The following is a 25,604-nucleotide window of genomic DNA, read 5'->3' on the forward strand; positions in this document are numbered from 1 at the left end:
TCCTTAAATTGCCATAACCTGTTGTAGATTCAGCGTTTTTAATTTGCAATTTAGGCCTTAAATCTCCTATCTTAATACTCAAATCTCAAAGACATGGCAAAGGAACATCAATATAAAACCAATCTGGTTTGGACAGGAAACAAAGGGTCTGGCACAATGGACTACCGTTCGTACGACCGCGATTTTGTGGTTTCGATAGCGGGCAAAACGCCTATTGCAGGCTCTTCCGATTCTGCTTTTTTGGGCGATAAGACCAAATACAATCCCGAAGATCTTTTGCTGTCGTCTATTTCTTCCTGCCACATGTTGTGGTACCTGCACCTGTGCTCCAAAAACGAAATCGTGGTATTAGAATATAAAGACAATGCTACAGGCATGATGATAGAAAATGCCGATGGCAGCGGACAGTTTAAGGAAGTGTTGCTGCAACCCGAGGTGGTTATTTCCGATGCTTCGCAAAAAGGTTTAGCCAACGCCCTGCATGAAGAAGCCAACAAAATGTGTTTTATAGCCAATTCGCTTAATTTCCCGGTAAAGCATCAGGCTAGCTGTACGGCTATTAACGAATAAGTTGTATTGAAAAACACTTTCGAAGTTTTTAAAACTTCGAAAGTGTTGCCTAATTTTTATTTAGAAGTCCAAACGTTATTAGCTGGGGTAGCATCGACAAAAATGCCATTGTCTAGCTTAATCGATTGTACAGTTTTACCTTTTGGAATTTTGATCTTAGCCGTGGTAAACTTAGTGTTGCTTTTCCACACGGCCGGTGTATAATGTTCTTTTTGCACAGTGCCATCCGTAAAAGTAACCACAACATCAAAAGGGATGGCAAAACCGCCATTATTGATAATGCGTATCGGTTGAATGGCCAGGCTTTTAGGCATCATTAAACTTAAGTCGATATAATTATTGGTAAAGAACCAATTTTGGAAGAACCAATTTAAATCTTGTCCTGAACCGCTGTTCATCGAGTTGAAGTAGTCCCATGGAATAGGGTGTTTGCCATTCCAGTTATCCATGTAGTGGTGTAAAGCTTTTTTGAACAGTTCATCCCCCAACATATCTTTCAAGGCTAAATAAGATAATGAAGCCTTGCCGTAAGAGTTGTTGCCATAGCCCGAACCCGATACCTGGGTAGACATGGTAATGATCGGTTGGTCTTCTTCGGCCGATTTATCTCTGATGTAGCTGTTTACCCTAAAGCTCTTGTAAAAATTATCGGCTGCTTCTTTGCCATGTTCGGCAATACCGATCAAATATTCGAGGGTGGTAGCCCAACCTTCGTCCATAAAGGCATAGCGGGTTTCGTTAATGCCCATGTAGAACGGGAAATAAGTGTGCGCAATTTCGTGGTCTTGTACCAATTGGGCAAATTTCATGTCGCCGGTTTGAGAATCGTTTACCATCATCGGATATTCCATATCGGCAAAGCCTTGAAATGCCGTCATTTTCGAAAATGGATAGGGAACGCCAGGCCAGTTGTTAGAGAACCAGGCCAAGGCATAGTTGTTAAATTTGACCGAGTTTACAAAGTCGGTTCCCTTTACATCATAGGCGGCTTGGGTACTTGTTCTGCGACCGGTTTTCGAATCCACCACCACGCTTCCTGCATCCCAAATGTAGGTGCTGCTTAGTCCGAAGCAAACATCGACAATGTTATTGGCTACAAATTTCCAGGTATTCCAGTCGTTTTGCTGGGTAACCTTGCCTTCTTTTACTTCCTGCTCATTGGCAATATGGATAACCTCATCGCTGGTGTACGATTTTTTGAGACGTGCCGCAAACTCGGGTTGCAATACCTCATCCGGATTTAGCAAATCGCCGGTAGCATAAACAATGTAGTTTTTAGGGGCTTTGATGGCGAAGGTGTAATCGTTAAAATCGTTGTAAAACTCCTGACGGTCGGTATGTGGTACCCTGTCCCAGCCATTGTAGTCGTCGTATACCGAAACGCGCGGATAGCTGTAGGCCACAAACATGGTGGTTGGGTTGATCTGTCCCTCGCGACCGCTTTCTTTAGATAGCGGGTAGTTCCAGTCGATGTTCAACATGGCTTTTTGACCAGGCAACAAAGGCGATTTTAAACGTACTTCGCCGGTGGTGCCCCAATTTTTGGCATTGATGTTATAAACTTCGCCGTTTATTTTAAAGGAGGTGATGGTCAGTCCCTCGCTCAAAAAATCGGGCGATACGTTAGAGCCTCTTGACGAAGTTGGCTTGTGCAGGTTGTTTACAAAACGGATGGTCATCGTTTTGAGCGTATCGCGGCTATTGTTGCTGTATTCAATGCTTTCGGTTCCCGTTACCACCTTAGTGTCGGGGTTTACGCTGATTTCCATGTTGTACTTGCCATGGTTTTGCCAGTAGTTTTTGCCCGGTTTGCCATCCATGGCACGGGTTCCTTTTTCGTAGGCCTGCTTAATGTTGCGTGGCATGTATAATTCTTGTGCGAAAACGGCCGATGAACAAGCCAATAACAGAGCGCTCAGAACAAATTTTTTCATATCAAAGTTTATATATTTTACACTAAGGTAGCGAAAATAGGAGTCCGATTGTTAAGCGATTGTTTTTTCGATTAAAATATTTGCTTTTATAAAAATTGCCTTATATCTTCGTTTTAATCACAGCAAGACTATGGAGGCCGAGGCCAATATAGTCTTGTTTGTTTTTTATAGAGACTAAAGCAAAAGAATTAGTGTTATGGCAGAGATTACTTATTATACCAAAGAAGGATTAGAAAAACTAAAAGAAGAACTTCACCAGTTAAAAACCGAAGGAAGATCGGCTATTGCAAAGGCTATTGCCGAGGCCCGCGATAAGGGCGATTTGTCTGAGAACGCCGAATACGATGCTGCCAAAGAGGCACAAGGCCTGCATGAGGCCAAAATAGCTAAATTAGAAGGTACCCTGGCCAATTCTCGCCTGTTAGACGAGTCGAAGCTGGATACCTCGAAAGTGTTGGCCTTGTCTATCGTTAAAATTAAAAATGTTAAGAACGGCGCAACCATGACCTATCAATTGGTAGCCGAAAGCGAAGCCGATCTTAAAACCGGAAAAATTTCCGTTAAATCGCCGATTGCGCAAGGTTTATTGGGCAAATCGGTTGGCGATACCACCGAAATACAGGTTCCGGCCGGCAAAATAGAATTCGAAATTTTGGAGATTTCGAGATAAGCTAAAAGACTAAAGCCTAAAGACCAAAGATTGAAATAGCGCTTATTTAATCATAGGAGCGAGATACTGAATCTTCAATCTATAATCGTAAATCTAAAATATCCTGATATGAGCAGTATATTTTCTAAAATCATAAGTGGCGATATTCCGGCGCATAAGGTAGCCGAAGATGATGAATTTCTGGCCTTTTTAGATGTGAGCCCATTGGTGATGGGGCATGTGCTGGTTATTCCGAAAAAAGAAGTGGATTATATTTTCGATATTGAGGATGAAACCTATGCCAAGCTCACGTTATTTGCCAAAAAAGTGGCGGTGGGTATTAAAAAAGCCTTTCCTTGCAAAAAGGTTGGAGTAGCGGTTATTGGTTTGGAAGTGCCCCATGCGCACATTCACCTCATCCCTATGAACCATGTGAGCGATATGAATTTCGCCAAAGAGAAACTAAAGCCCTCGCAAGACGACCTTGCCGTGGCGGCCGCCAAGATCAAAGCGGCCCTATAAATGAAAAAAGCCCGTTGCTTGTCGACGGGCTTTTTTATGTGCAACAGTTGCCTGTTTGCCATTCAAATTACTTCAGCTTTTCGTTGTTTTTGTGTCTGTCGGCATCGCGGATGCTTTTCTTTTCCAGGTTTTTGACCAGCGCCTGGTTCAGGTCTATACCGGTTTGGTTGGCCAGACAGATGAGTACAAACAGCACATCGGCCATTTCGTCGGCCAGGTTTACTTCTTCATCGCTTTTCTTGAATGATTGTTCGCCGTATTTGCGGGCCATGATACGGGCTACTTCGCCCACTTCCTCCATCAGGATTGCCGTATTGGTCAGTTCGTTAAAATAGCGGATGCCTGTGGTTTTGATCCACTGGTCTACCGTTTCCTGTGCTTCGTTTATCGTCATTGTTTTTCTTCCTCTATTTCTCTTTTAATGATTGGCGTAACGGCCGCAACGGCGCCTTCCAGCAAAAATACGCCTGCGCCCCGCTCGCGGGCATAAGGATTTTTAATTTCGCCAATCTTGGTAATCTTTGCAAAATAAGGTTTTTCTCGTTCTCTAAAAGGGTCTTTATCGTAAGAACCGCTGATCATGATCATGGTTTTGATGGGCCTATCCAGTTTAAACCAGTACAAATAATCGGCATTGTAGGCAACTGCGTTGATATTTTTGTATTTCGAATAATAGTTGATGGCGCCCGCTTGACCATAGTTGTCGGCACGTACCAAAAGCCCATCCTTGTCTTTAACCAGGGCATAGGCACTATCGGCCAGTTGGGCCAGCTCTTTCCAGCCTTGCATATCGGCATAATCTTGTGGCAGTTGATGATTTTTGCCATCTTCCCAACGTAGAGCACCCACCCTTTCGAAACGTTTTTGGTGCGCAACAATCTGTGCCGGCGAATAAACAGGCATAATAAGGGGCAATAAATACACGAAAGAACCTATGTTAAACACAAATAGGGTAATGCTGAGTGCGCGTCGTTTGGCAAGCCGCTGCCCTAAAAAGGTTGCGCCAAAGGCTAGCAAAATAGGATATAGGCCCAAGGCGTAATAATCTTTGGCCCTGAAATAAGTAAAAACGGCCATCGTCAACAAATAGGTAAGTATCACCCAACGATATGGCCTAAATGGCTTGTACAGCAAAAGACTGCCTATGCCGGCCAGCAGCACAAAAATAGAACTGATAAAAAACAGGGGCTGGCTAATGAGAAAATTGAAGCGACTTACATGCACCAATTGGGTTCGTTGCAGCTCCTGCATGTGCTTTAATACCGGAAACTGATGATTTACTTGCCAAATGAGGTTGGGTACAACAATTACAAGCCCCAAGAGCAAGGCAAAATAGAAATGCCTATCGGTAAAAACCTTTCTGCCCGGCGTAATGATGATGGCTGGCAACAAGCCCATCACCAGAAATAGAATATTGTATTTGTTCAGAAAACCCAGGGCAATGGTTACGGCGAAAAAGTAAAGGTATTTGGATTGGCTACCATTAAAATAGCGCAACAAGTAGTAAAAAGCGGTGGTCCAGGCTAGCACATCAAAAGAATTAGGCTGGTAAAGCGTGTTGAGCCTTAACAGCGACGAAAAGATAAGGGCCATGGCCACCAAGCATTTGGCCAGCAAATTGCCTTTCAGTAGTGTTACAGTTTTCCAGCAATAGGCAATGGTGAGCATGCCAAACAGAGCCGGAAACAGACGCACCATAAAAACACTATTGCCCAGGGCCTGGATGAGCCAAGAAAAGAGCGAGGTTAAAGGCGGTACCGAAGTAAAACCTGCCGCCAGGTGCCGGCCTTGATCAATATGCAGGTACTCGTCGCGGTGCAGTTCGTAAACGCCGTTGACCAAGGCGTAAGACAACACAAGTTTAAGCAGCAAGAAGGCCAGCAATATAAAGCGTTCCTTGTTTTTTGTAGCCGGATTTGCCATGGACTTTAGGAGGTTTAAGGTTCTTTTTTTTGACGGTTAAAGCTGGCCGGTGTTACAACAGTGGCGTGTTTTTGCCTGGCTATTCCTTGTTTTTGGTGTCGATGAGGATGGTGACCGGCCCATCGTTGAGCAGGCTGATTTTCATGTCGGCCCCAAAAATGCCACATTGTACAGGTTTGCCCAGCAGTTGGCTCAGCTGTCTGATCATTTCTTCGTACAAAGGAATGGCTTTATCGGGACGTGCGGCACGGGTAAAGCCCGGGCGGTTGCCTTTTTTGGTGCTGGCAAACAAGGTAAATTGACTAATGAGCAGGATATTGCCGTCAATATCGGCCAGGGCCTTGTTCATCAGTCCGTTTTCATCGCCAAAAACCCGCATGTTGGCTATTTTTTGCGCCAACCATTCCAGGTCTTCCTGTGTATCGGCATCTTCAATGCCCAACAAAACCAAAAAACCGTTGGTTATGGCTCCTGTAACTTGATCGTCTACGGTGCAACTGGCTTGCGTCACGCGTTGGATAACTGCTCTCATGTTAGATTAAAATGCTAATTTTAACTTATGCGATACAAGTATATACTGTTTTTGATAATTCTGCTAATCGGTTGCCAACAAAAAAGGGAAGTAAACACTACTTTCTACTACTGGAAAACGGTTTACAAGCAAAATGCAGACGAAAGCAAGTACCTGCAGCAGCTGCATAGCAAAAGACTTTACGTACGCATTATGGATGTTGATGGCCGAAGTGAGCCGATTCCGGTTGCGCCCATCAGCTTTGCCGATCCCTTGCCCGACACTTTGGGTATCATACCCGTAGTTTATATCGTTAACGAGGTGTTCAAAGAAAAAACAGACGAGCAGGTAAAGCGATTGGCTTCCAATGTAATGCGCTTTGTGAAAGGCAAAGTAGCGCAGGCTGGCAAAAAGGGCTACCGCGAACTGCAACTCGACTGCGACTGGACGGCCAGCACCAAAAAACAGTACTTCTTGTTCCTGACCGAAGTAGCCAAACTCAATGCCGACAGGCAATTATCGGCTACTTTGCGTTTGCACCAGCTCAAAAACCAGGCGAGCATGGGTATACCTCCCGTAAACAAGGTGTTGCTCATGTGCTATAACATGGGCAACCTGCGCAAATACGGCAAGCAGAACTCTATTTTGGAGATTGCCGAATTGCAAAAATATGCGGGTAAGAACTTAGGCTATTATCCCATGCCTATTGATGTGGGGCTGCCACTGTTCAGCTGGGCGGTGGCTTTTAGGGGTGGCCAGTACATTGGTATAGCTAAACGATTGGAGTTGAATGATTTGAAAGATCCTGCGCTGTTTGGCCTCGATGCCGAAGGTTTGTACCAGGCCAAGACCGACCTGCCTCAATTTGGCCTTAAAAAGAACGACGAAATCAGGTACGAAGAAAGCAAGCCTGCCGAGGTGCGCGAAGTGGCGCAATATTTGTCGCGTTATTTATCCGAAAAACCCCTTAATTTAGTGTTCTATCATTTAGACAGTACCATCCTTAAAAACTATCCTCCCCATGAACTGGAAAAAATCGGCGATTTGCTACGTTAGTTTTCTTGCCGTTTTCTTTGGCGAAATTGCCATCAACTTAGCCTGTGGCCCTGAGCAAGACCCTTACGATTACTACATATCTTATTTCCACAACAACGTACAGGGCGACGAGTATGCTCCGTTTGCCTTTAATGCTCTAGTTCCCCTATACAGCGATGAGGAGCCCGCAAGCGAAACCGATATCAACAGTGCCGAATGGGCAAGCTACCTGAAGGTAAAAAAAGAAGATGTGTACAACGAAATGTATGGTGCCGCCGATAGTCTAGGCAATAATTCCTTTTGGCAGGCCCTGGCCAAAAATGCCAAAGCTAAGGCCTATTATACTTTCGCCAAAAGTTGCGAGCCTTTTACCGTAGCCGAGGCTGATGTTTGGGATCCTGCGGTTAGAGATAGTGTGCTGATGATTAAAAAAGCGAAAGAAGCTTTGACTCTTGCCGATAAGATGGGCAGAGACGATTTTTTGAAGCTGCGGTATGCCTATCAGGCCGAGCGCTTGTTTCATTATGCCAAAAACTATGCTGAAAGTAAATTGGCCTATGAGAAACTCATCAGTCCCATCAAGACAAATAGTGCGGCCAAGGGTTGGGCAACAGCAGTTTATGCAGGCGCGGTGCGCTATGCAGGCCAACCAACAGAGGCCGCTTTTCTCTATTCGAAGGTTTTTGCCAGCAATCCCGAAAGGCGTGTCCAAGCTTATAAAAATTATTTCTATACCAGTTCCAGTGTAAACAATGTGCTCAGCTATGCCAAAACCGATCAGGAAAAGGCAGATGTGCTAGCTATTGCAAGCTTTGGCAATCCTGAGTTTCAATTGGAGCGTCTGCAACAGGTTTACCGTTATAAGCCGTCTAGCCTGCTTAATGGCGCCTTGTTGGTGCGCGAAGTAAGCAAGCTGGAAAAAGACCTGATTGAAAGGAGCAAGTATTCGAAAGATTTTCTTGACAGGTATTGGGACAATGATAAACAATCGACCGACAGTTTAAAACGTGTCCATTTAAATTATCTGGCCAGGGTTAAGGCCTTTGCGCTGAAGCTCGCTACCGAAAAAAAATACCCCGAACCCGAATTGGGCACCGTAACGGCGGCCTACCTGTCGTGGATGGAAGACAAGCCCTTACAAGCTCAGTTGTATCTGCAGGAAATCAAATCTACGGCGCAGCTATCGGTACGTTTACGCGACCAGATCCGTATTGTGATGCTTTTGTGCGAGGCTTCTAAAATCAAAAAGGGGAGTACTTTTAACGAGAGCAGCCTGTTGCCGGTGTTGAAGTGGCTAGATGAAAAGCGGTACGCAGAAAACACCGAACAGAAGCAAGAAGGCTACTCGTACATTTGGTCTGGCGGACAGCAGCGGTTTACCACGACTACCCGAAACTTTTATCAGCAGCTGTTGGCGCCCGCCTATATCAAAATGGGCGATACAGCCAGGGCAGCGCTGGCCATGCTAAAAGGCGATTTGTTCAGAAAGCCTGAAAAAAACACGAAATTTTCCAGTTTGAGCTGGCAAACCATGTCTTTTTGGCGAGATTATTTGGGGCCAAAAAGCATAGAAGCGTTGGCCAGCATCAGGAAAATACCTCCCGCCAATAATTTAGATGGCCTATTGGCCTACGGTTTCCTGCAATTAAACAACGACGATTTTTACGAATTGTGCGGTACCGTTTACCTGCGTACACATCAATATGCAAAGGCATTAGCCTGGTTTAACAAGCTCGATAAAAATTATGCGCTATTTGAGCCTAGCAACTGGTACAGCGATCAAATTCTTTACGCCAATCCTTTCAATACCACTTTTAACGATTACCCGAAGCAATACGTTTCGAAAACAAAACGATACAACAAGAAGAGCTTTGCCCAAGAGATGTTGCGTTTGCAGCAGCTCATTGTTAGCGATAAAAAAAACGCGGCCCTGTATTATTTTAAAATGGCAAATGGCGTTTACCAAACGGGCTATTATGGCAATGCCTGGTTTCTGATCAGCTACGATTGGAGCAGCTACAACAATTACGACCCGGCAGCCTATGCCTACGATGCCGATTTTAAGCTGGCCAAAACCGCTAAGGCCTGGTACCTAAAGGCAAGGGCGCTAAGTACCGATCCCGACTTTAAGGCCAAGTGTACGTTTATGCTGGCCAAATGCGAGCAGAAAAGGATTGTGAACACTAGCTTTATCAATTGGTACGATAATGATTACGAGGCAAAGCAACGGGGCTTCATTGCCAAGAATATCAACAACCCTTACTTTAGGGAGCTTAAGGCCAGCTATGCCCAAACACCGTTCTACAAAACGGCTGTTGGCGAATGCAGCTATTTAAGGGATTTTTTAAGGAGTACTGCGGTTAAGAAATAGTTTTAGCGTGCTTGGACTGTACATAGGCGCACAGGCCTTTAAGGCACCGTGCCTCCTATGTGTTTAATGGTTCGGATAGGTGGAGGGCTTAAAGGATAAAGCTCTTTATCTCGTTGCTGTACACGCGTTCGGTGGCCGCGCCAATTCCGGCTACCCTAAACTCGTACTGCGCGCCGCTGGGCAGGTCTTTGAGCACTAGCGAGCTTTTGCTCGATACCGTTACCTGCCAGGTTTCGGTGCCCGCCGCGCGGTACTCGAACTGGTAGCTTTCGGCACCGTAAATGGCATCCAGTCTGAGTTGCGCCATGCCTTTTTCGGGTATCTTTACCGTAAAGTTTTCGGCTTTAGGTAGCCTGCCTACGGGCGTTTCGGCTTTAACCAGGCTATATCCAGAGCTTACCAGCACCAGTTCGTTGCTGCCGGCTATGGTTTCTACGTAAAGGGCCAGCCTGTACAGCACGTCTTCCAGCTTTTGGCGGCTCTCGTTTTTGGCTACGGTTTCTAGCTTGCTACCGTTTTCGGTGTGGCTTAGGGCTGCGCTGTAGTTATCTAAAGCCGTTTGCAGTTCGTTTAGCGAGGGCTGAGGGCTGGCAAAATTGCCGTTGCTGGTTAGGCTGGCCAAAATGGTGCGTGCCTTGTTTTCGAGGTCAGTATCGCGGTAGCGGTTAAAGCTGGTTACAATTTTGGGTTTTTTCATGGCAAGAGTATTTGTGCGCTGCGCTATTAACATATTGGTTGTTTTTGGCGCCTCGGCGGCGCTTTGCGGGTGCCTGTTGTGCCTTTGCCGGCCCGCTGCGCTTCTTTGTGCTTATTCGGCATGGCTTTGTGTGGTCTCGGTGGCTTGCCGACAGTTCTCGGCGCTCTGTTGCGTACCCTCGGCACCATGCTGCGGGTATGCAGAGCCTTGTTGCCTGCCCGTAATGGGGCAAAAGCAGGCCTCGGCATGGCTTTGTGGTTACTCTCTGTAAAGGTGTTTGGGGTAAAAAGAGTACCTACAGGCCGTTATTGGCCTTTATGGGCCAAAAACTGGGGTGGCTGGCGGGCCAGCAGAAGCTTGGGTATTGTTAGCGTGGATAGGTAGATAGCCATGTTTGCAGGGTGACAGGGCGGTTTGGCATAGGCGCCTGCACAGACCAAATGAGCAAACAATTTTGCGCAATTGCAAGGCTTTTTAAGAATATAATTTGTTAATTATCAGTTAATTGTGTTGTTTTTGGAAAGTGAGTTTAACTGTGATTTAAATGGCAAGGCTAAAGGAATAAGATGCTGATTATGTTGCAAAGTACTAAAGACATAATAAAGTATAATCTGGATAAACGATGAGTCAAATGTTAACGGTATTCCGCTTTCATATGTATCTGTATTTAGATACATTTGTACAATGTGCAGATTAATTTATATGCAATAAAGATCAATCGTCTCAAAAGTGTTTTGGCAGACCACGCTAAAACAAACAAATGGCCGGCAGAACAATTGAATTAAAACAAAATTACTGTTTCATGTTGGTGTATCAATGAAATACACCTTCGGCTGAAACTTTAACGGAAATAGCGAAGCTATTAAACGTAGATATTAAGGAATTATTAAACTCAACTAAATAGAGATGTTAGAGCTTGAAATAAAAAATAATAAGATAAAAGCTCCACTTAAAGGGAGTGATGTATGGTTAGAAGCTACGCCTGAAGAAATTGTAAGGCAGAAGTTTATTCAATATCTAGTTGATGAATTAGGTTACAGCTATAACCAAATGGCACAAGAATTAAAGGTTACAAATTCTTTACGAGGAACAGGAAGAGCCAGCGCCGACATTGTTATTTGGAAAACAGAATCTGCAAAAGAAAACAACGAATTAGCATCAATAGTTATCGAATGTAAATCGGACAATGTAATTATACAGCCAGCCGATTATTATCAAGGATTAAATTACGCTACCTGGGTAAGTGCCGATTTTTTTGTTACACACAATAGTAAAGAAACAAGATGTTTTCAGGTTTATAAAGAAAAAATTCCTAAAAATTTAGGGGCAGAACTTTCAAGAATTCCTACTGCTGAAGAGTTGCTTGATGATAAAAAGAGAGAAAAATTATTCCAAGATGAAAAGGTTTTTGAGAAAGATGAATTTGCAAAACTATTACACCAATGCCATAATGTAATTCGCAATAATGATAAACTATCACCCGAGGCAGCTTTTGAAAAATTGTTTTTGAACGCGACAACAGGAACGCAAATAATCAAGACAGTATTTTTTCCAAGAAAGAGTTTGAACGTTTAGAAAGCGAATACAATTTGCATACCCGACCATATTTGGATGGTCCTGATAAAAATACAGACTATATGCAGATCATCTTTCGCAGGACTAAAAAAAACTACGAAAAAGATGCACTGTTTAGTGATAATGATAACATCAGAATCAGAAAGGAAAGTTTCTTATCCATTGTGGAAAAACTACAGGTATATAACCTATCAAAAACTTCTGATGATGTGAAAGGTATTGCATTTGAGAAGTTTTTAGGTACAACTTTTAGGGGAGAGCTGGGGCAGTTTTTTACGCCGCGCACCATTGTTGAGTTTATGACCGAAGTTTTAGACCCACAAGAAGGCGAGCGTATTTGCGACCCTTGTAGTGGTTCGGGCGGTTTTTTGATTAATGCTTTTGAGTATGTACGTGAAAACATAAAACAAGACATCGAACAGCAGAAAGAAAAAATCAAACAACAATTCTTTGATGAAAAGTATCTCAAAGCTTCAGACAAAGAAAAAGAGAAGACCGAAGCATTGGTAGATAAAATCTTTAAACAACTCAATGAAGAATTAAATCTTGATAATGATAAAAGTAGAATTTATCACTTATCGCACAAATGTATTTTTGGTACAGACGCCAATCCGAGAATGGCAAGAGTGTCTAAAATGAATATGATTATGCACGGTGACGGACACGGTGGTGTACATCATAATGACGGCTTGCTAGATGTAAACGGTATTTTTGAAGAGCGGTTTGATGTTATTTTAACCAATCCGCCTTTTGGTGCAAGAGTAGATAAAGAACTAAAGATTACAGAGGAAGACAGTTTAAAAAACAAACCGCATTATCAGGACTGGCTAGCATTATATCCCAATTACGAAAAAATCATCAATGCAAGAGAAAAAGACATCAAGGACAAGAAAAAAATTGTAGATAAATACGATGTAGGCAAAATCAGTACCCTAACTGAAATTATGTTTATGGAGCGTAACATCCGTCTATTACGAAAGGGTGGCAGATTAGCTGTTGTATTGCCTGAAGGTGTTCTGAATACCTCAAACCTGCAAAAAGCGAGGGATTACTTTGAAGGTCGTGCCAAATTGGTTTTAATCACTTCAATTCCGCAAGATGTATTTATTGCTTCAGGCGCTACCGTAAAACCGAGTTTGGTTTTTTTAAAACGTTTTACCGAAGAAGAAGAAAAGCAATGGAAAAAAATAAACCTGAATGCTACTACAGAAATTGAAACAAAGTATAAAACAGAGCTTTCAGTATTGAACGAGAAACTGGCATTGCGTGGGAAAGAAGCTTCTAACGCAGACGAAAAAAAACTACTAAAAACACGATTAAAAGAACTACAAAACCAAATAGAAAGCGAAATTAAAGCATTGGTAAAAGAGCGATTTAATTACACCGTACCGTTAGCCGAAATTGCCAAAGCAGGTATAGACAGTAAAGGAGCCAAAATAGCAAACGAATTACCCGATCTTAAAAACGAGTTTACCACATACAGAAAACAAAACGATTTATGGGAAACGCTCTTTGCCAATAACTACAAGTACAAAGTAGTAAACTACAATGTAGTAAGAACTCACCAAGACAAAAATGGTAACGAAACAGAAGAGGTTTTCTATGGACAATAATACAGTCACATACCAGTATTTGAAATTTATTGGTTCTCAAAAATTAAGTAATTGGAGCGTAAAATACCTTTTAGAAGATGTTTTCACATACAATGAAAATTATCCTCTTGTAGCTATTAAAGAAATTTTGAAACGAAACAAAACTCAAATAGATATTCAGGATAATTTGAATTATAAAAGAGCCACGATTAAAATCAATAATGGTGGAATTTTTTTAAGAGATATTACGCTTGGGAAAAATATAGGAACAAAAAAACAATTTAGAATAAGTAAAGGACAATTTTTACTTTCAAAAATCGATGCAAGAAACGGTGCTTTTGGAGTTGTTCCTGAAGTGGTTGATAATGGAATTATTACAGGTAATTTTTGGACTTATGATGTGGATTATCTAAAGGTAAATCCTCATTATTTGGCTTTAATCACAACAACTCAACAATTTATCTCATTTTGTCAAAGAAGTAGTGCGGGAACTACAAATAGACACTATTTACAAGAAAACTTGTTTTTAAATGAAAAAATTCCACTTCCAATCTTGCTAGAACAAGAAAAATTGGTAAAAGAGTATCAAGATAAATTACAACAAGCCGAGCAATTAAACAATGAAGCTAATAATTTTAAAAGTGAATTAGACAACAAATTAGGTATATCAAATACTAAAATTGAATTTAATCAAGGTATATTAAAGTTTGTTGATTTTAAAAATATTGAAAAATGGGGCTTAGATCAAATCTTTAAATCCCATACACAGTACAACGGAAAATATAAGACATTAAAAATCCTGGATCTTTGTTTGGTGAGTAGTGGAGGAACACCATCGAGAGGCAATAGAAGTTTTTATAATGGTGACATACCTTGGATCAAAACAGGGGAGGTTATAGATAAAGTGATTTATGAAACAGAAGAAAAAATCACGCTAGAAGCAATCAAAAATAGCAGTGCCAAATTGTATCCCACAGGAAGTTTAGTTGTTGCAATGTATGGACAAGGAAAAACGAGAGGGCGAACTGCAAAATTAGGTATTGATGCTACTACAAACCAAGCTTGTGCTGTTTTATATAAAATAAACAACGATATTGTTATTACAGATTATTTATGGATTTATTTAATGAATGAATACGACAGATTACGCGAACTTGCCAGTGGAAATAATCAACCAAATTTAAATGCAGATATGATTAAGAATTATCCGGTTGTTATCCCTCCCTTCGAAATTCAAACTAGTATAATTGATGATTTTAATACTTTAAGAAATTTTCGAAATCAAAAATCAAAACAAGCAGAAACATTGCGTACAGAAGCCATTGCTGATTTTGAAAATGCCATATTTGGTTAATACTTTGCGACAGATGAAACTGAAAAAACTTGAAATAAACGGCTATAAAAACTTAGGGCAAAATACAGTTTTCAATTTCGAAAATTGTACCAATTATGTCGCTTTAATCGGGCTAAATGGCTCAGGTAAGAGCAACATCCTCGAAGCTGTAAGTAAAATCATCCACGGTTATCATTACAAAAAAGCTATTATTTCTCTTGCGGAGGGTGGCTTTGATTTTCTTTTAGAATACGAAAAAGATGGTAAAACTATTCGCCTACAAAACAACCAGCTTTTTGTAAATAACAGACTAAGAAAACAGAGCATAGAACAGTTTTTACCCAGCCAGGTAATAGCCTGTTATAGCGGAGAAGAACTAAGATTGTGGGAAGATATTTTTGCACAGCCTTACCTGCAATATTTCAATAAAATAAAACTGAATTACTTAGCTCAGAAACTGCGTTTTTTGTACATCAATAAATTTTCTTGGGAAATTGCCTTATTAACGCTTTTATGCCATTCAGGTAGCGAAGATTTTATAAAAAACCTTTTAGGTATTGCTGATTTGCAGGATGTAAATATATCTTTCAATTTTTCTGATGTTTACGAACACAGAAAAGCAAAATATTCTGTTGCCGATACAACTGAGTTTATAGTACCTCAATTAACCGACAGATTAAAAGCAGAGCAAGAGTTTTATCCAGCTACAATTGTTGAAAATGAAAATGATCAAATTCTTCCTGATGAAGAAAGATTACCCAAAGAATTTGAAAATCAGTTTTTAAAACTATCAGAAATAAAAGGTATTGGCCTTGGAAATTTACAAAGCGACATTCAAAATATTGAATGGTGCAGAAAGTTGTTTGATTTTCTTTTTCTTGCTACAATGCCCATCAAGAAAAAATTGATTACTAAAGTTAAAATAGAATTCAATAATAAAGATGTGCGTAAACTAAGCGAAGGCGAAAAGAAATTGATTTTAATAAAATGTATTTCTTCTATTTTGGCAGATGATAATTCTATTGTACTATACGATGAGCCAGATGTATCATTACACATTAGCCGAAAAAAAGAGATCAAGAATTTGATCGAAACCAATAGTCATTTTACAATGCTTACTACGCATTCGCCAAAGCTGATTAAAGAATTGGAAGAAAAAAATGTGTTTATAGTAAACAATAATGCTACTGGTGTTGAAGTGTTGAATACCGATATTATAAGAAACATTGAGCATATCACAGACAATGAATTTTCTATTACAGATGCTACATTAGCAATTGGTTCCAAAAAGCCATTATTACTTGTCGAAGGTAAAGGAGATGTTGATTATATAAATAAAGCAATCGATATCTTAAATCAGAAAGCCGAAATCGACATTGATATTTTACCATTTGGTGGAGCTGCAAATGCAAGTGATTTCTTAAAAGAACTATCTAAAAGTATTCCGCAAAACAAAGAAATTATTATTTTATTTGATAGAGATGATGCAGGTAAAGATGGAATGAAATCTTGCATCAATTTTTCAGGTGGAAAAGCTAATGAGAATACATACAGAAAAAATAATTATATTTTTTTAATGCTCCCTAAAATCGCAAATCATAATGATTTTGATTTTTTAATAGAGGATTATTTTTCAATCGCTAAAAAAAATAATGTGGCTACACAATTTATTAATAATGCCAATGGGGTTTTTAATAAATTTCCGAAAGATTTAAAACAAAAAATCAAAGATGAATTGAGTAAATCCGTTAATTTATATGTAAGACAAGACCTTGAAGGTTTTCAAACATTGCTAGATAAATTGAAGAGAATAATAAATAAGCAAGAGAATTTTAGTCTAGAAGAAATTTAACTTATCCAAAAACCATTTATGATACCAAAAGATACAATTCAACAAATTCAAATCATTTGGGACAACTATAAAGCAACCAACAGCATCGTTTTAGATGTTAGAGGGAATGAGCTGGTTAATATTGATGATGCTAGAAGAACAGCTATCATAGAACTAAAGAAATTTATTGAAGATTTTCAAAACAATCAAATAAATATTTTCGAGTTTAAAACCAATGTAGATGGCTACAACAAAAGAAATAATCTTTGGGGTTTTACGGCTACCAAAGGTCAGATGTTTTTTAACCAACTGGTAAAAAACAGTGAAGCCAATATCGAAAAATTGACTTCTTTATTAAAACAATGCATAGGAATTCCAAAAACATTAGACGATGCATTAGCAAAAATTGATGCTTTAGAAAAATATTGTTCGGCTATATACAATAAGGCAAAAGATAAAAGGAAAGTACCCAATCCGGGTTCAGTATCGTACTTCCTTTCTTACTTTTGGCAAATTCAAGATGAGCAAAAGTGGCCAATTTTATATACTTCCTTAATTAATGCCTACTTAGAGTTAGGGATATGGAAAGAAGCAGAAAACCAAGTGAACGCTTATCGATATTTTTATGCTCTCAACGAAGAAATAAAATCAGTTCTAAAATTATATACAGGTAAAGAAATATCAAATTGGGATGCCGAACACGCTTTTTGGAATTTTAAAGGAAATCCTAATAAGCCAAATATCTCTACCATAGCTAAAAAGGAAGAAAAAAATATTGTTGTAGTTGAAGAAGAAAAAACAATCACCGTAAATGCTTCTTTTGAGTTGTCAGATTATTTAATTCCGAAAGTTGCAAAATTAGTTGATTTGGGAAGCGAAACCGAAAAATCATCCTCGTCAAAAGGTAATGCTTATGAAAAATTGGTTGCAGAAATATTTAGACAATTGGATTTTGATGTTGAACCTTTAGGTCAGGGAAGTGGAAGAAATCCGGACGCAATTATTAGGTTTAGAGCAGAAAATACGGCTTTTTTGGTAGATGCAAAAGCATATTCTAACGGCTACAGTTTAGGAATAGATGATAGGGCTATCAAAGAATACATCAACCACTATACACCAAAACTTCATATCGACGGTTTCAAGAAGATAGGATTTATTATTGTCAGTAATTCCTTTAAATCAAATTTTGACAGTTTTATCAATGAAATTACCTGGAATACGGATATTAAGAGATTTATATTATTGTCGTCGGAAGCATTATTATACCTTCTAGCATATAAAACGAAAGATAGAATTCCTCCGGCTACGATAATTGAAACTTTAGTAAGCCTTGGTAACCCGATTGAAGCTAAAAATATTATTGAGAGGTTTGATGATGTTTAGATACTATTGCAAAACGGATACTATTCCCAAAACTATAAATTATGCCAGCTATATTACAAGGGCTACATTGCTTTGCATATGGAGTTCTTGCAAGCTTATTACATTAGAAAGGCTAGTTCTAACTTTTATGGACAGTAATTAATTACTAAAATAGTTTCTGATATAACTTGTAGTCTCTCGGTCCATATAGAAATTAGCGTTTAGCCCAACCCCGGGCCGCCAATTGTTCATCTGCCATGGTTGCAAGCGTACGTAGGGAAGGGGGCACTGCCTATTAAAAACTATTTTTTCTCAATCAGCTTCTCCAACCTATCTATCATTTCCTTTTGCTGTTGCAGCATGCGTTCATACAGTTCTACCATTTTATCAAGGGGGTTGAAATGAAAATTTGGATAGTAATTGTAACCATTTGATTGGTCATTAAATGTATTGGAGATAATATTAACAGCTTGTTCCTCATCAAAATTCTCGAAAGCTTCTACCGGTACTTTCAATATGCCCGACACCTGCTTCAAAATATCGACCTCTATGGTTTCCTTCTGCTCCAGGAGCGATACCTTTTGCTGGTTCCAGTCGTCGCCCAGCTGGTAGGCCAGGGCATCCTGCTTAAGGCCCATCATTTCGCGGAAGCGCTTTACGTTGCGCCCTGGTGTATGTTTTTTGGGTTGGCGGTGTTAGTCATAAGGCAAATCTAGATTATTTATAGCAGGTAAAATACGGAAATCCATAATAAATTACAAGGTTAAAACAGTAAAAAACAGGCGTGCCATGTTGCATACTTATGCGCCGTTGCCTTGCTTTGTGCACCTACCTAATATACCTATGAAAAAAACAAACGAAAATGCCATGGCTGCGCTAGAGGCGCTGCTAAGCGATGCTCGCCCCGGCCGAATGTACCAAAGCCTTACGCGGCTGTTTATAGATTACCTGTTTTACAATGCCGACGGCCTGCCCGTAGATTTCGACAACATACTGGACGATTTGGAAAGGCTGCTGCGGTTTTTGGCTGTTGTTTGCGAAGAAGAAATAGGCCTGGAAACAGACTAGACAATATTATATGTTAGTTTCTTTTTTGCAAGCTTCTGTCAATGCAAGTAATTTGTCGTAGCCTGTTTGCCAAAAAAACATATCTACAATTTTCATTACGGGATAATATGTATTGATTTTTTGCTTTACATAGTGTTGACAACTTGCAATCTCCTCTTCGTATTCTTTGGCAAATGCGAACAGCTTTACGAGAGATTCCCTATTAAAGAAGGCGTGTTTTTTATATTCGTTCTGTATTTGTAGCCCATTTATAAAAAACTGATCATAAGCAGGAATGCAGGAATGTGTGCCCAACATGATCTTGCTGATGAGCGTATCTGTTGGGCTGATTTTACGCCCATCTGTGTCGGGTATAGATTGGTAATATTCGCAAAGCCTTTTTTTAAGTTCCATAATTTCGTCTATATCTGCCTCGGTAACCCCCTGGCTTTCGGTACATTTGAGACTAGGCGTTGCATACAACAGATCTACGGCTCCCTGGTGCACCAAGTGGTTTCTTTGAAGCAATCCGCTCGAGCCTCTGTACATGCCCCAACTTGCCAAGAAAAAAGCCAATTCCAATTTATGGTATGCATGCTGTTCGGTGGTGCTAAATGCCAATCTGCAATTATCCCATGATTTATAGCGGCTGTAAGGGCTTTCGCAAGCGATACCAATGTATTTTTTGATAGTGGGCAGAATTTGTTCCTTCATGATGCGCTTAAGCTAACCTTTTTACAAGAAGCATCAAAGCATGGCAAAAAATAGAACATCCATTAAAAGCCAAAAGCTATGCCCTTGTATCGTTGCCATGGTAAATGCTCAGGTAGCTTTCATAACGGCTTGGTTCTATTTCGCCCTCCTCTACGGCTTTGATGACGGCGCAACCCGGTTCGTTAATGTGGCGGCAGTTGTTAAAGCGGCACTGGTTCAGGCGGTCGCGCATTTCTACAAAGAAGTGGCTCAGCTCCTCCTTTTCAATATCAACAATGCCCAGCTCGCGGATTCCCGGCGTATCGATGAGGTAGCCCCCAAAAGGCAAGGCGTGCATTTCGGCAAAGGTGGTGGTGTGCTGGCCCTTGTCGCTCCATTCAGATACTTCGCCAGTCTTGATATCGAAGCCCGGTAAAATGGCATTGATGAGGCTCGATTTGCCTACGCCCGAATGGCCCGAAAACAAGGTGGTTTTGTCTTTGAGCAAGTCCTTGATCTGGTCAACGTTGGTGCCCTTTAGCGCCGAAACCTCGTAGCAAGGGTAGCCAATGTTCTCGTAAATGGCTTTGTACTCGGCCAGTATTTCCAATCCCCTTGGGCTAAACAGGTCCAATTTGTTGAACACGAGCGAGGTCGGAATATCGTATGCTTCGGAGGTGACCAAAAAGCGGTCGATAAAGCCCAGCGAGGTACGGGGCGAAGCCAAAGTTACGATCAGAAAAGCCTGGTCTAAGTTGGCAGCGATAATCTGCGCCTGCTTAGAAAGGTTAATGGATTTGCGAATAATGTAATTCTTGCGGTCGTGCAGTTTGTCGATAACACCGGTTTCGGCATTGGGCTCGAGTTCAAATTCAACCTTGTCGCCCACGGCAATCGGATTAGTGGTTTGTATACCCTTGATCCTGAACTTGCCCTTGATGCGGCAGTCGTAGGTTTGGCCGTCTTCGGCATAAACCTGGTACCAGCTTCCGGTCGATTTGATTACTAATCCCTGCATATAAAGCGTAAAGGTAAGGAAATTTTGCAGGCCTGATAAAAACAATCCAGTAGGAACAATGAATAATTTGTTTTGGGCCTGAGTGGATAATATATTTGACCCCAATTAGCTATGAAACCGAAAATAAAATACAGCCCAGGCAGAAAAGCATTGGCCACAATAATCGATTACACCTTGATTTTTGGCTTTAGCACTTGGTATCTCCTTGCTTTTGGCGTAGAAGATGAGTATGGAAACAAGACAATTTCTGGTCTCGGAGCGCTGTTGCCCATGCTGGCTTGGCTGCTGTATTTTGTAATTGCAGAATTCTACTGCTCGGCCACTTTGGGCCATGAAATTGCAAAGCTGAAAGTAGTATCGCTTGATGGAAAGAAATTGGGCTTTGGGCAAGTGCTGGTGAGAAGGATAGCCGACGCCATTGAAATAGTGCCCTGTTTTGGCGTCATAGCCTTTTTTGTGTCAGAAAACAACGAATTGGGCCAACGTTTGGGAGATATGCTGGCTAAAACCGTGGTTATTGGAAAGAACGAAGCCTTTACGCCCGTAACAAGGATATATGTTCCGAAAGACCAAATCAATAGCGAAGATTAATGAAAACAGGATATACAATCGAACCTGCCATAAAACACGATTACCCTGAGCTTATCGCTATTTGGGAAGCATCCGTTCGCTCGACCCATCATTTTTTAAAGGAAGACGACCTGCAGCTGTTTAAGCAACTCATTTTTGATCAATATTTTGATGCCGTTGATTTGTACGTGGCCAGAGATATCGAAGGTAGGCCGTTAGGTTTGATGGGCGTTGTAGCACATCATCTCGAAATGCTGTTTGTACATCCCGATGTACATGGTAAAGGTTTAGGCAAATTCCTCCTCAGCTATGCCTTGAACAGCCTTGGCGTAACCCATGTTGATGTAAATGAAGCCAACGAAAAGGCCTTACAGTTTTATCGCCATTTTGGTTTTGAAGTTGTTAAAAGAAGCGAAACCGATGGCTTGGGCAAGCCTTATCCAATTTTGCATTTAGCTTTGAAAACGACGGTTTAAAAAAGATAACTCTTGGGCCTGTGGCTCACAGACCGTTACGAGAAATATTTTGATTTCCTGTGTGTCACGGGACACGGATGAAGCTTGGGTAAATCCTATCCGATTTTGTATTTAGCTTTGAAAACGACGGTTAAAAAAATAACTCCGAGGTCTGTGGCCCACAGACCGTTGTGAGAAATATTTTGGTGCCCTATGTGTCACAGGGCAAGGATGAATAGGGCAAGCCTTATCCAATTTTGCATTTGGCTTTGAAATCGATGGCTTAAAAAGATAACTCCTGAGTCTAAGGCTAACTCCAAGGTCTGTGGCTCACAGACCATTTGTGGTATACGTTTTGGTATCCTATACATCATGTGGCAGAGTAACATCAAAAATGTTAACAAAAGCCAATATCTTTAATTAAGCCTCTTATCTAAATGAAAACGCCATTTATAAGCCCAATCAGAAATTCGAGAATGAACCTTGAAAAGGTTTATTTTTGGACCTCAACAGTTAAAGACTGGAAGCTGCTATTAAAAAGCGACAGTTATAAACAGTTAATAGTAGATTGCCTTGATGAGCTGGTTAAAAGAAAAATGATTATAGTTTATGCATTTGTAATTATGCCTAATCATATTCATTTGGTGTGGGAAGCTATGGGCAAAAATGGCAATGAAATGCCTCATGCCTCCTTTAATAAAAAGACCGCTCACGAATTAGTCAAGGATTTAAAATTAAACGATCCAACGCTACTGTTGCATTTTAAGGTATCGGAGAAAGAAAGAGCGTACAGGATATGGCAAAGGGATGCGCTCGCTATTTTGATGGACAGTAGAGCAAAGGTAGAACAGAAAGTTAACTATATCCATCTGAATCCCTTACAGGAAAGATGGAGCCTGGCAGATCGACCTGAAAATTACAAATGGTCGTCTGCGAAATTTTATGAAGAAGGAATTGATGATTTTGGATTTATTACGCATTATTTGGAGAAATTTTAATTAGTACTGGTCTGTGTGCCACAGACCATGGAGGAGAGGAGGAGGAGGAGAGATTTTACAAAGAAGGAATTGATGATTTTGAGTTTATTACGCATTATTTGAAGAAATTTTAATTAGTGCCGGTCTGTGCGCCACAGACCTTGAAAGAAAAACAGAACCTGGGGTCTGTGGCTCACAGACCATTGAAGAAGAAAAATTGGTTTAAAAACGCTAAATACCTACAAATCAAATTTTTTGAAAATAAATTTGGCAAAACCCTTGACATTGCAAAAAATAATCTCCTACTTTACGGTGTACAAAATACACCAAGAAAATAACATGATTTTTAACTCTTCAATTATCACCATTATTACTTCAACAACCGGAAAAACACCGGATGGGGAGATGCTAGTGGTATAACTGAAGCAAAAATATACTAGAAGCGCCCCGGAGAACCCGGGGCGCTTTTTTTTTAACCCGTTTTTATGAAGATATTAAAATTTGGAGGTACTTCCGTAGGTTCTGTAGCCAGCATCAAGGCATTGCTGGACATCGTTGAGCAAGAATGCAAAAGCGCCGAAAAGCCCATCGTGGTGTTATCGGCTATGAGCGGGGTAACCAACTTGCTTACCGCTATGGCCGAAAAGGCAGCCTTGGCTCAAGACTACAGTCAGGAACTTAAAACTATTGAGCAGCGCCACTTTGAAGTGGTCAGGGCCTTGTTGCCGGCTGCGGCACAAAATCCAGTGCTAACCAAGCTTAAAATCTGCTTTAACGAGTTGGAGGAACTGTTGCAGGCCATCTATAACTTGCAAGAACTGAGCCTACAGGCCAAAGACCTGGTGCTGAGCTATGGCGAGCGATGCAGCACGTTAATGGTAAGCCACATAGCCAAGCAAAAATTCGCGGAAGCACTTTTTGCCGATGCCTCGCAACTGATCAAAACCGATAGCAACTTTGGACAGGCACGGGTAAATAACCAGCTCACCGATTTCTTGCTGAGGGATTTTTACGAAAACCATAAAGACAAATTGCTTTTTGTGACCGGTTTCATCGCCAGCAACGAGGCCAACCGTGTAACCACTTTGGGCAGGGGTGGCAGCGATTATACCGCCGCTATTTTGGGTGCGGCGCTTGATGCCGAAGAAATACAGATTTGGACCGACGTAAACGGCATGATGACTGCCGATCCGCGTATGGTAAGAAAGGCCTTTTCGCTCAGCGAACTGAGCTATATCGAAGCCATGGAACTTTCCTACTTTGGGGCCAAGGTTATCTATCCGCCAACCATGACACCAGCCTTCCTAAAGAAAATACCCATTGTTATCCGCAATACCTTTGAACCCGATTTTGCAGGCACCTACATTCGTCACGGCGCTAAACCATCGGCATTGCCTATCAAAGGCATTTCATCTATCGACGAAATCAGCATCATCAATTTGGCTGGTAGTGGCATGGTGGGCAAGGCAGGTTTCAGCGGGCGCTTGTTTTCTTTGCTGTCGCGAGAGCAGATTAACGTGGTGCTTATTACGCAATCATCGTCAGAACACAGCATTACTTTTGCCGTTAAGCCAGCCGATGCGGTAAAGGCCGTACAGCTCATCAGCAAGGAGTTTGACTTGGAACTGCAGGCCAAAAAGCTGGATGCGCCAGAGGTAGAAAACGGCTTGGCTGTGCTGGCCATCGTAGGCGAAAACATGAAACGTACGCCTGGCATTTCGGGCAAACTGTTCCATGCCTTGGGACGCAACGGCGTAAACGTGCATGCCATTGCGCAGGGCTCGTCAGAATACAATATTTCGGTTATTATCGCCAAAGCTGATTTGTCAAAAGCGGTAAACGCCGTGCACGATGCCTTTTATGCTTCGCTCAATAAAACCCTGCATATCTTCTGCCTCGGTACGGGCAATATCGGCAAAACCCTGTTTAAACAATTGCAGGTACAGATGCCTTTTTTGGCAACAAACAACGATTTGCAGGTGAAGGTAATGGGCATCAGCAATACTCGAAAAATGTTGCTGTCTGACCAGGGTATAGCCTTGGAAAACTGGGAACAAAGCTTAAGCGAGCAAGGCGAGCCAGCCAACCTAGCCGATTTTGTAGCACAGCTGAAAGCCATGAACCTGCCCAACTGCGTGTTTGTTGACAATACCGCTAGTCCGTTGCCGGTCCCTCATTACCAAGGCATCTTCGAATCGAGCATATCGGTGGTTACCTGCAATAAAATCGGTAATTCTTCGAGCCTTGCGCAGTACGAATCCTTCAAAAATACAGCTCGTAAATATGGGGTCGATTTTTATTACGAAACCAATGTAGGGGCAGGTTTGCCGATTATCAGAACGCTGAAAGACCTGATGACCAGTGGCGATAAGGTGGCCCGCATCGAAGCGATTTTGTCGGGTACCATTTCCTACATCTTCAACCACTTTAAGGGCGATGTGGCTTTTCACGAAGTGGTAAAAGAAGCGCAGGAAAAAGGTTATACCGAACCCGATCCGCGCGACGATTTGAATGGCCGCGATTTTATGCGCAAAATGCTCATCCTGGCCCGCGATGCTGGTTATGCTTTTGAAGAACAAGATGTAAAAATCGAAAACATGTTGCCCGAAGCCTGTCTGCAAGCCTCAACAGTGGCCGATTTTTATGCCCAACTCGAAGCCAATGCCAACTACTTTAAACAATTGAAAGAAACCGCCGAGCAACAGCAAAAAGTATTGCGCTACATCGGTAAGCTCGAAAATGGCAAGGCCGAAATCACCTTGCAAATGGTCGATGAAAACCATCCGTTTTATATGCTATCGGGTAGCGATAACATCATTTCGTTTACGACCGACCGCTATAAGGAACGTCCATTGGTGGTCAAAGGCCCTGGCGCCGGTGCCGAGGTCACCGCTGCGGGTGTATTTGCAGATATCATTAATGTTGGCACTTCAAACTAA

At 41.4% G+C, this 25,604-nt stretch carries 24 protein-coding genes; 16 read left to right on the plus strand and 8 right to left on the minus strand.

Features of this window, described 5'->3' with window-relative positions:
• Positions 1-93 precede the first annotated feature (93 nt).
• Positions 94-570 (plus strand): OsmC family protein, encoded by a 477-nt coding sequence (locus VRU48_RS17465; protein ID WP_330109206.1) that lies wholly within the window; start codon positions 94-96, stop codon positions 568-570.
• A 56-nt stretch (positions 571-626) separates the two neighbouring features.
• On the opposite strand, the gene VRU48_RS17470 is transcribed toward VRU48_RS17465, so the two are convergent.
• Entirely contained in the window at positions 627-2,504 is a 1,878-nt protein-coding gene (locus VRU48_RS17470; RefSeq protein WP_330109207.1) for a M1 family metallopeptidase, read from the minus strand.
• A gap of 196 nt (positions 2,505-2,700) precedes the next feature.
• Between VRU48_RS17470 and greA the strand changes: the two genes are divergently transcribed.
• Positions 2,701-3,174: a transcription elongation factor GreA gene (greA, locus tag VRU48_RS17475; RefSeq protein WP_330109208.1), complete on the plus strand. Its 474-nt coding sequence runs from the start codon at positions 2,701-2,703 to the stop codon at positions 3,172-3,174.
• A 108-nt stretch (positions 3,175-3,282) separates the two neighbouring features.
• The gene (locus VRU48_RS17480; protein WP_330109209.1) at positions 3,283-3,675 is read left to right on the plus strand and encodes an HIT family protein; all 393 of its coding nucleotides are present in this window, start codon (positions 3,283-3,285) and stop codon (positions 3,673-3,675) included.
• A 67-nt stretch (positions 3,676-3,742) separates the two neighbouring features.
• On the opposite strand, the gene VRU48_RS17485 is transcribed toward VRU48_RS17480, so the two are convergent.
• From VRU48_RS17485 to dtd, 3 genes are all read right to left on the minus strand, one after another.
• On the minus strand, positions 3,743-4,069 hold the full coding sequence (locus VRU48_RS17485; RefSeq protein ID WP_330109210.1) for a nucleotide pyrophosphohydrolase: 327 nt from the start codon (positions 4,067-4,069) through the stop codon (positions 3,743-3,745).
• Positions 4,066-5,598 (minus strand): glycosyltransferase family 39 protein, encoded by a 1,533-nt coding sequence (locus VRU48_RS17490; protein WP_330109211.1) that lies wholly within the window; start codon positions 5,596-5,598, stop codon positions 4,066-4,068. The genes VRU48_RS17485 and VRU48_RS17490 overlap by 4 nt, the downstream gene beginning before the upstream one ends.
• Before the next feature lie 79 nt (positions 5,599-5,677).
• Positions 5,678-6,130, minus strand: a complete 453-nt coding sequence (dtd, locus tag VRU48_RS17495) for a D-aminoacyl-tRNA deacylase (RefSeq protein ID WP_330109212.1) — start codon at positions 6,128-6,130, stop codon at positions 5,678-5,680.
• A gap of 27 nt (positions 6,131-6,157) precedes the next feature.
• On the opposite strand from dtd, the gene VRU48_RS17500 reads away from it, so the two are divergent.
• On the plus strand, positions 6,158-7,165 hold the full coding sequence (locus VRU48_RS17500) for a hypothetical protein (protein WP_330109213.1): 1,008 nt from the start codon (positions 6,158-6,160) through the stop codon (positions 7,163-7,165).
• On the plus strand, positions 7,131-9,515 hold the full coding sequence (locus VRU48_RS17505; RefSeq protein ID WP_330109214.1) for a hypothetical protein: 2,385 nt from the start codon (positions 7,131-7,133) through the stop codon (positions 9,513-9,515). Before VRU48_RS17500 ends, VRU48_RS17505 begins: the two co-directional genes overlap by 35 nt.
• 88 nt (positions 9,516-9,603) lie before the next feature.
• Here the strand turns inward: VRU48_RS17505 and VRU48_RS17510 are convergent, their stop codons facing one another.
• Positions 9,604-10,212, minus strand: coding sequence for a fibronectin type III domain-containing protein (locus tag VRU48_RS17510; RefSeq protein ID WP_330109215.1), 609 nt, complete (start codon positions 10,210-10,212; stop codon positions 9,604-9,606).
• Positions 10,213-10,332: 120 nt separating this feature from the next.
• Between VRU48_RS17510 and VRU48_RS17515 the strand changes: the two genes are divergently transcribed.
• From VRU48_RS17515 to VRU48_RS17540, 6 genes are all read left to right on the plus strand, one after another.
• Positions 10,333-10,596 (plus strand): hypothetical protein, encoded by a 264-nt coding sequence (locus VRU48_RS17515; RefSeq protein ID WP_330109216.1) that lies wholly within the window; start codon positions 10,333-10,335, stop codon positions 10,594-10,596.
• Between the two features lie 522 nt (positions 10,597-11,118).
• Positions 11,119-11,787, plus strand: a complete 669-nt coding sequence (locus VRU48_RS17520) for a type I restriction enzyme HsdR N-terminal domain-containing protein (RefSeq protein ID WP_330109217.1) — start codon at positions 11,119-11,121, stop codon at positions 11,785-11,787.
• A 62-nt stretch (positions 11,788-11,849) separates the two neighbouring features.
• The gene (locus tag VRU48_RS17525; RefSeq protein ID WP_330109218.1) at positions 11,850-13,400 is read left to right on the plus strand and encodes an HsdM family class I SAM-dependent methyltransferase; all 1,551 of its coding nucleotides are present in this window, start codon (positions 11,850-11,852) and stop codon (positions 13,398-13,400) included.
• The gene (locus tag VRU48_RS17530) at positions 13,390-14,733 is read left to right on the plus strand and encodes a restriction endonuclease subunit S (protein WP_330109219.1); all 1,344 of its coding nucleotides are present in this window, start codon (positions 13,390-13,392) and stop codon (positions 14,731-14,733) included. The genes VRU48_RS17525 and VRU48_RS17530 overlap by 11 nt, the downstream gene beginning before the upstream one ends.
• Before the next feature lie 13 nt (positions 14,734-14,746).
• Entirely contained in the window at positions 14,747-16,564 is a 1,818-nt protein-coding gene (locus tag VRU48_RS17535) for an AAA family ATPase (protein WP_330109220.1), read from the plus strand.
• Positions 16,565-16,582: 18 nt separating this feature from the next.
• On the plus strand, positions 16,583-17,926 hold the full coding sequence (locus tag VRU48_RS17540) for a restriction endonuclease FokI C-terminal domain-containing protein (RefSeq protein ID WP_330109221.1): 1,344 nt from the start codon (positions 16,583-16,585) through the stop codon (positions 17,924-17,926).
• A gap of 281 nt (positions 17,927-18,207) precedes the next feature.
• Here VRU48_RS17540 and VRU48_RS17545 read toward each other — a convergent pair whose 3' ends face one another.
• Positions 18,208-18,546, minus strand: coding sequence for an XRE family transcriptional regulator (locus VRU48_RS17545; RefSeq protein ID WP_330109222.1), 339 nt, complete (start codon positions 18,544-18,546; stop codon positions 18,208-18,210).
• A gap of 202 nt (positions 18,547-18,748) precedes the next feature.
• On the opposite strand from VRU48_RS17545, the gene VRU48_RS17550 reads away from it, so the two are divergent.
• A complete protein-coding gene (locus VRU48_RS17550) occupies positions 18,749-18,973 on the plus strand; it encodes a hypothetical protein (RefSeq protein WP_330109223.1) in 225 nt (74 codons plus the stop codon).
• A 6-nt stretch (positions 18,974-18,979) separates the two neighbouring features.
• Here the strand turns inward: VRU48_RS17550 and VRU48_RS17555 are convergent, their stop codons facing one another.
• Positions 18,980-19,666, minus strand: a complete 687-nt coding sequence (locus tag VRU48_RS17555) for a hypothetical protein (protein WP_330109224.1) — start codon at positions 19,664-19,666, stop codon at positions 18,980-18,982.
• Between the two features lie 76 nt (positions 19,667-19,742).
• Entirely contained in the window at positions 19,743-20,663 is a 921-nt protein-coding gene (gene rsgA / locus VRU48_RS17560; RefSeq protein ID WP_330109225.1) for a ribosome small subunit-dependent GTPase A, read from the minus strand.
• 111 nt (positions 20,664-20,774) lie between these two features.
• Here rsgA and VRU48_RS17565 point away from each other — a divergent pair, with 111 nt between their 5' ends.
• The 4 genes from VRU48_RS17565 to thrA all read left to right on the plus strand — a co-directional run bounded on the left by VRU48_RS17565 (position 20,775) and on the right by thrA (position 25,604).
• On the plus strand, positions 20,775-21,254 hold the full coding sequence (locus VRU48_RS17565; RefSeq protein WP_330109226.1) for an RDD family protein: 480 nt from the start codon (positions 20,775-20,777) through the stop codon (positions 21,252-21,254).
• The gene (locus VRU48_RS17570; RefSeq protein ID WP_330109227.1) at positions 21,254-21,709 is read left to right on the plus strand and encodes a GNAT family N-acetyltransferase; all 456 of its coding nucleotides are present in this window, start codon (positions 21,254-21,256) and stop codon (positions 21,707-21,709) included. The genes VRU48_RS17565 and VRU48_RS17570 overlap by 1 nt, the downstream gene beginning before the upstream one ends.
• Before the next feature lie 416 nt (positions 21,710-22,125).
• Positions 22,126-22,686, plus strand: a complete 561-nt coding sequence (locus VRU48_RS17575) for a transposase (RefSeq protein WP_330109228.1) — start codon at positions 22,126-22,128, stop codon at positions 22,684-22,686.
• Between the two features lie 464 nt (positions 22,687-23,150).
• Positions 23,151-25,604 carry a bifunctional aspartate kinase/homoserine dehydrogenase I gene (gene thrA, locus VRU48_RS17580; protein WP_330109229.1) on the plus strand — a complete coding sequence of 818 codons (2,454 nt, stop codon included), beginning with the start codon at positions 23,151-23,153 and terminating at the stop codon, positions 25,602-25,604.

Source organism: Pedobacter albus (genome assembly GCF_036324255.1).
Taxonomy (GTDB): Bacteria; Bacteroidota; Bacteroidia; order Sphingobacteriales; family Sphingobacteriaceae; genus Pedobacter; species Pedobacter albus.

What these genes read in the sequence shown, in the direction of transcription:
- VRU48_RS17565 (WP_330109226.1), top strand. Translation starts at nt 20,775, where the DNA reads ATGAAACCGAAAATAAAATACAGCCCAGGCAGAAAAGCATTGGCCACA.
- greA (WP_330109208.1), top strand. Translation starts at nt 2,701, where the DNA reads ATGGCAGAGATTACTTATTATACCAAAGAAGGATTAGAAAAACTAAAA.
- VRU48_RS17520 (WP_330109217.1), top strand. Translation starts at nt 11,119, where the DNA reads ATGTTAGAGCTTGAAATAAAAAATAATAAGATAAAAGCTCCACTTAAA.
- dtd (WP_330109212.1), bottom strand. Translation starts at nt 6,130, where the DNA reads ATGAGAGCAGTTATCCAACGCGTGACGCAAGCCAGTTGCACCGTAGAC.
- VRU48_RS17470 (WP_330109207.1), bottom strand. Translation starts at nt 2,504, where the DNA reads ATGAAAAAATTTGTTCTGAGCGCTCTGTTATTGGCTTGTTCATCGGCC.
- thrA (WP_330109229.1), top strand. Translation starts at nt 23,151, where the DNA reads ATGAAGATATTAAAATTTGGAGGTACTTCCGTAGGTTCTGTAGCCAGC.
- VRU48_RS17525 (WP_330109218.1), top strand. Translation starts at nt 11,850, where the DNA reads ATGCAGATCATCTTTCGCAGGACTAAAAAAAACTACGAAAAAGATGCA.
- VRU48_RS17545 (WP_330109222.1), bottom strand. Translation starts at nt 18,546, where the DNA reads ATGATGGGCCTTAAGCAGGATGCCCTGGCCTACCAGCTGGGCGACGAC.
- VRU48_RS17515 (WP_330109216.1), top strand. Translation starts at nt 10,333, where the DNA reads ATGGCTTTGTGTGGTCTCGGTGGCTTGCCGACAGTTCTCGGCGCTCTG.
- VRU48_RS17500 (WP_330109213.1), top strand. Translation starts at nt 6,158, where the DNA reads ATGCGATACAAGTATATACTGTTTTTGATAATTCTGCTAATCGGTTGC.
- VRU48_RS17530 (WP_330109219.1), top strand. Translation starts at nt 13,390, where the DNA reads ATGGACAATAATACAGTCACATACCAGTATTTGAAATTTATTGGTTCT.
- VRU48_RS17465 (WP_330109206.1), top strand. Translation starts at nt 94, where the DNA reads ATGGCAAAGGAACATCAATATAAAACCAATCTGGTTTGGACAGGAAAC.
- VRU48_RS17505 (WP_330109214.1), top strand. Translation starts at nt 7,131, where the DNA reads ATGAACTGGAAAAAATCGGCGATTTGCTACGTTAGTTTTCTTGCCGTT.
- VRU48_RS17535 (WP_330109220.1), top strand. Translation starts at nt 14,747, where the DNA reads ATGAAACTGAAAAAACTTGAAATAAACGGCTATAAAAACTTAGGGCAA.
- VRU48_RS17485 (WP_330109210.1), bottom strand. Translation starts at nt 4,069, where the DNA reads ATGACGATAAACGAAGCACAGGAAACGGTAGACCAGTGGATCAAAACC.
- VRU48_RS17555 (WP_330109224.1), bottom strand. Translation starts at nt 19,666, where the DNA reads ATGAAGGAACAAATTCTGCCCACTATCAAAAAATACATTGGTATCGCT.
- VRU48_RS17480 (WP_330109209.1), top strand. Translation starts at nt 3,283, where the DNA reads ATGAGCAGTATATTTTCTAAAATCATAAGTGGCGATATTCCGGCGCAT.
- VRU48_RS17570 (WP_330109227.1), top strand. Translation starts at nt 21,254, where the DNA reads ATGAAAACAGGATATACAATCGAACCTGCCATAAAACACGATTACCCT.
- rsgA (WP_330109225.1), bottom strand. Translation starts at nt 20,663, where the DNA reads ATGCAGGGATTAGTAATCAAATCGACCGGAAGCTGGTACCAGGTTTAT.
- VRU48_RS17540 (WP_330109221.1), top strand. Translation starts at nt 16,583, where the DNA reads ATGATACCAAAAGATACAATTCAACAAATTCAAATCATTTGGGACAAC.
- VRU48_RS17510 (WP_330109215.1), bottom strand. Translation starts at nt 10,212, where the DNA reads ATGAAAAAACCCAAAATTGTAACCAGCTTTAACCGCTACCGCGATACT.
- VRU48_RS17575 (WP_330109228.1), top strand. Translation starts at nt 22,126, where the DNA reads ATGAAAACGCCATTTATAAGCCCAATCAGAAATTCGAGAATGAACCTT.
- VRU48_RS17550 (WP_330109223.1), top strand. Translation starts at nt 18,749, where the DNA reads ATGAAAAAAACAAACGAAAATGCCATGGCTGCGCTAGAGGCGCTGCTA.
- VRU48_RS17490 (WP_330109211.1), bottom strand. Translation starts at nt 5,598, where the DNA reads ATGGCAAATCCGGCTACAAAAAACAAGGAACGCTTTATATTGCTGGCC.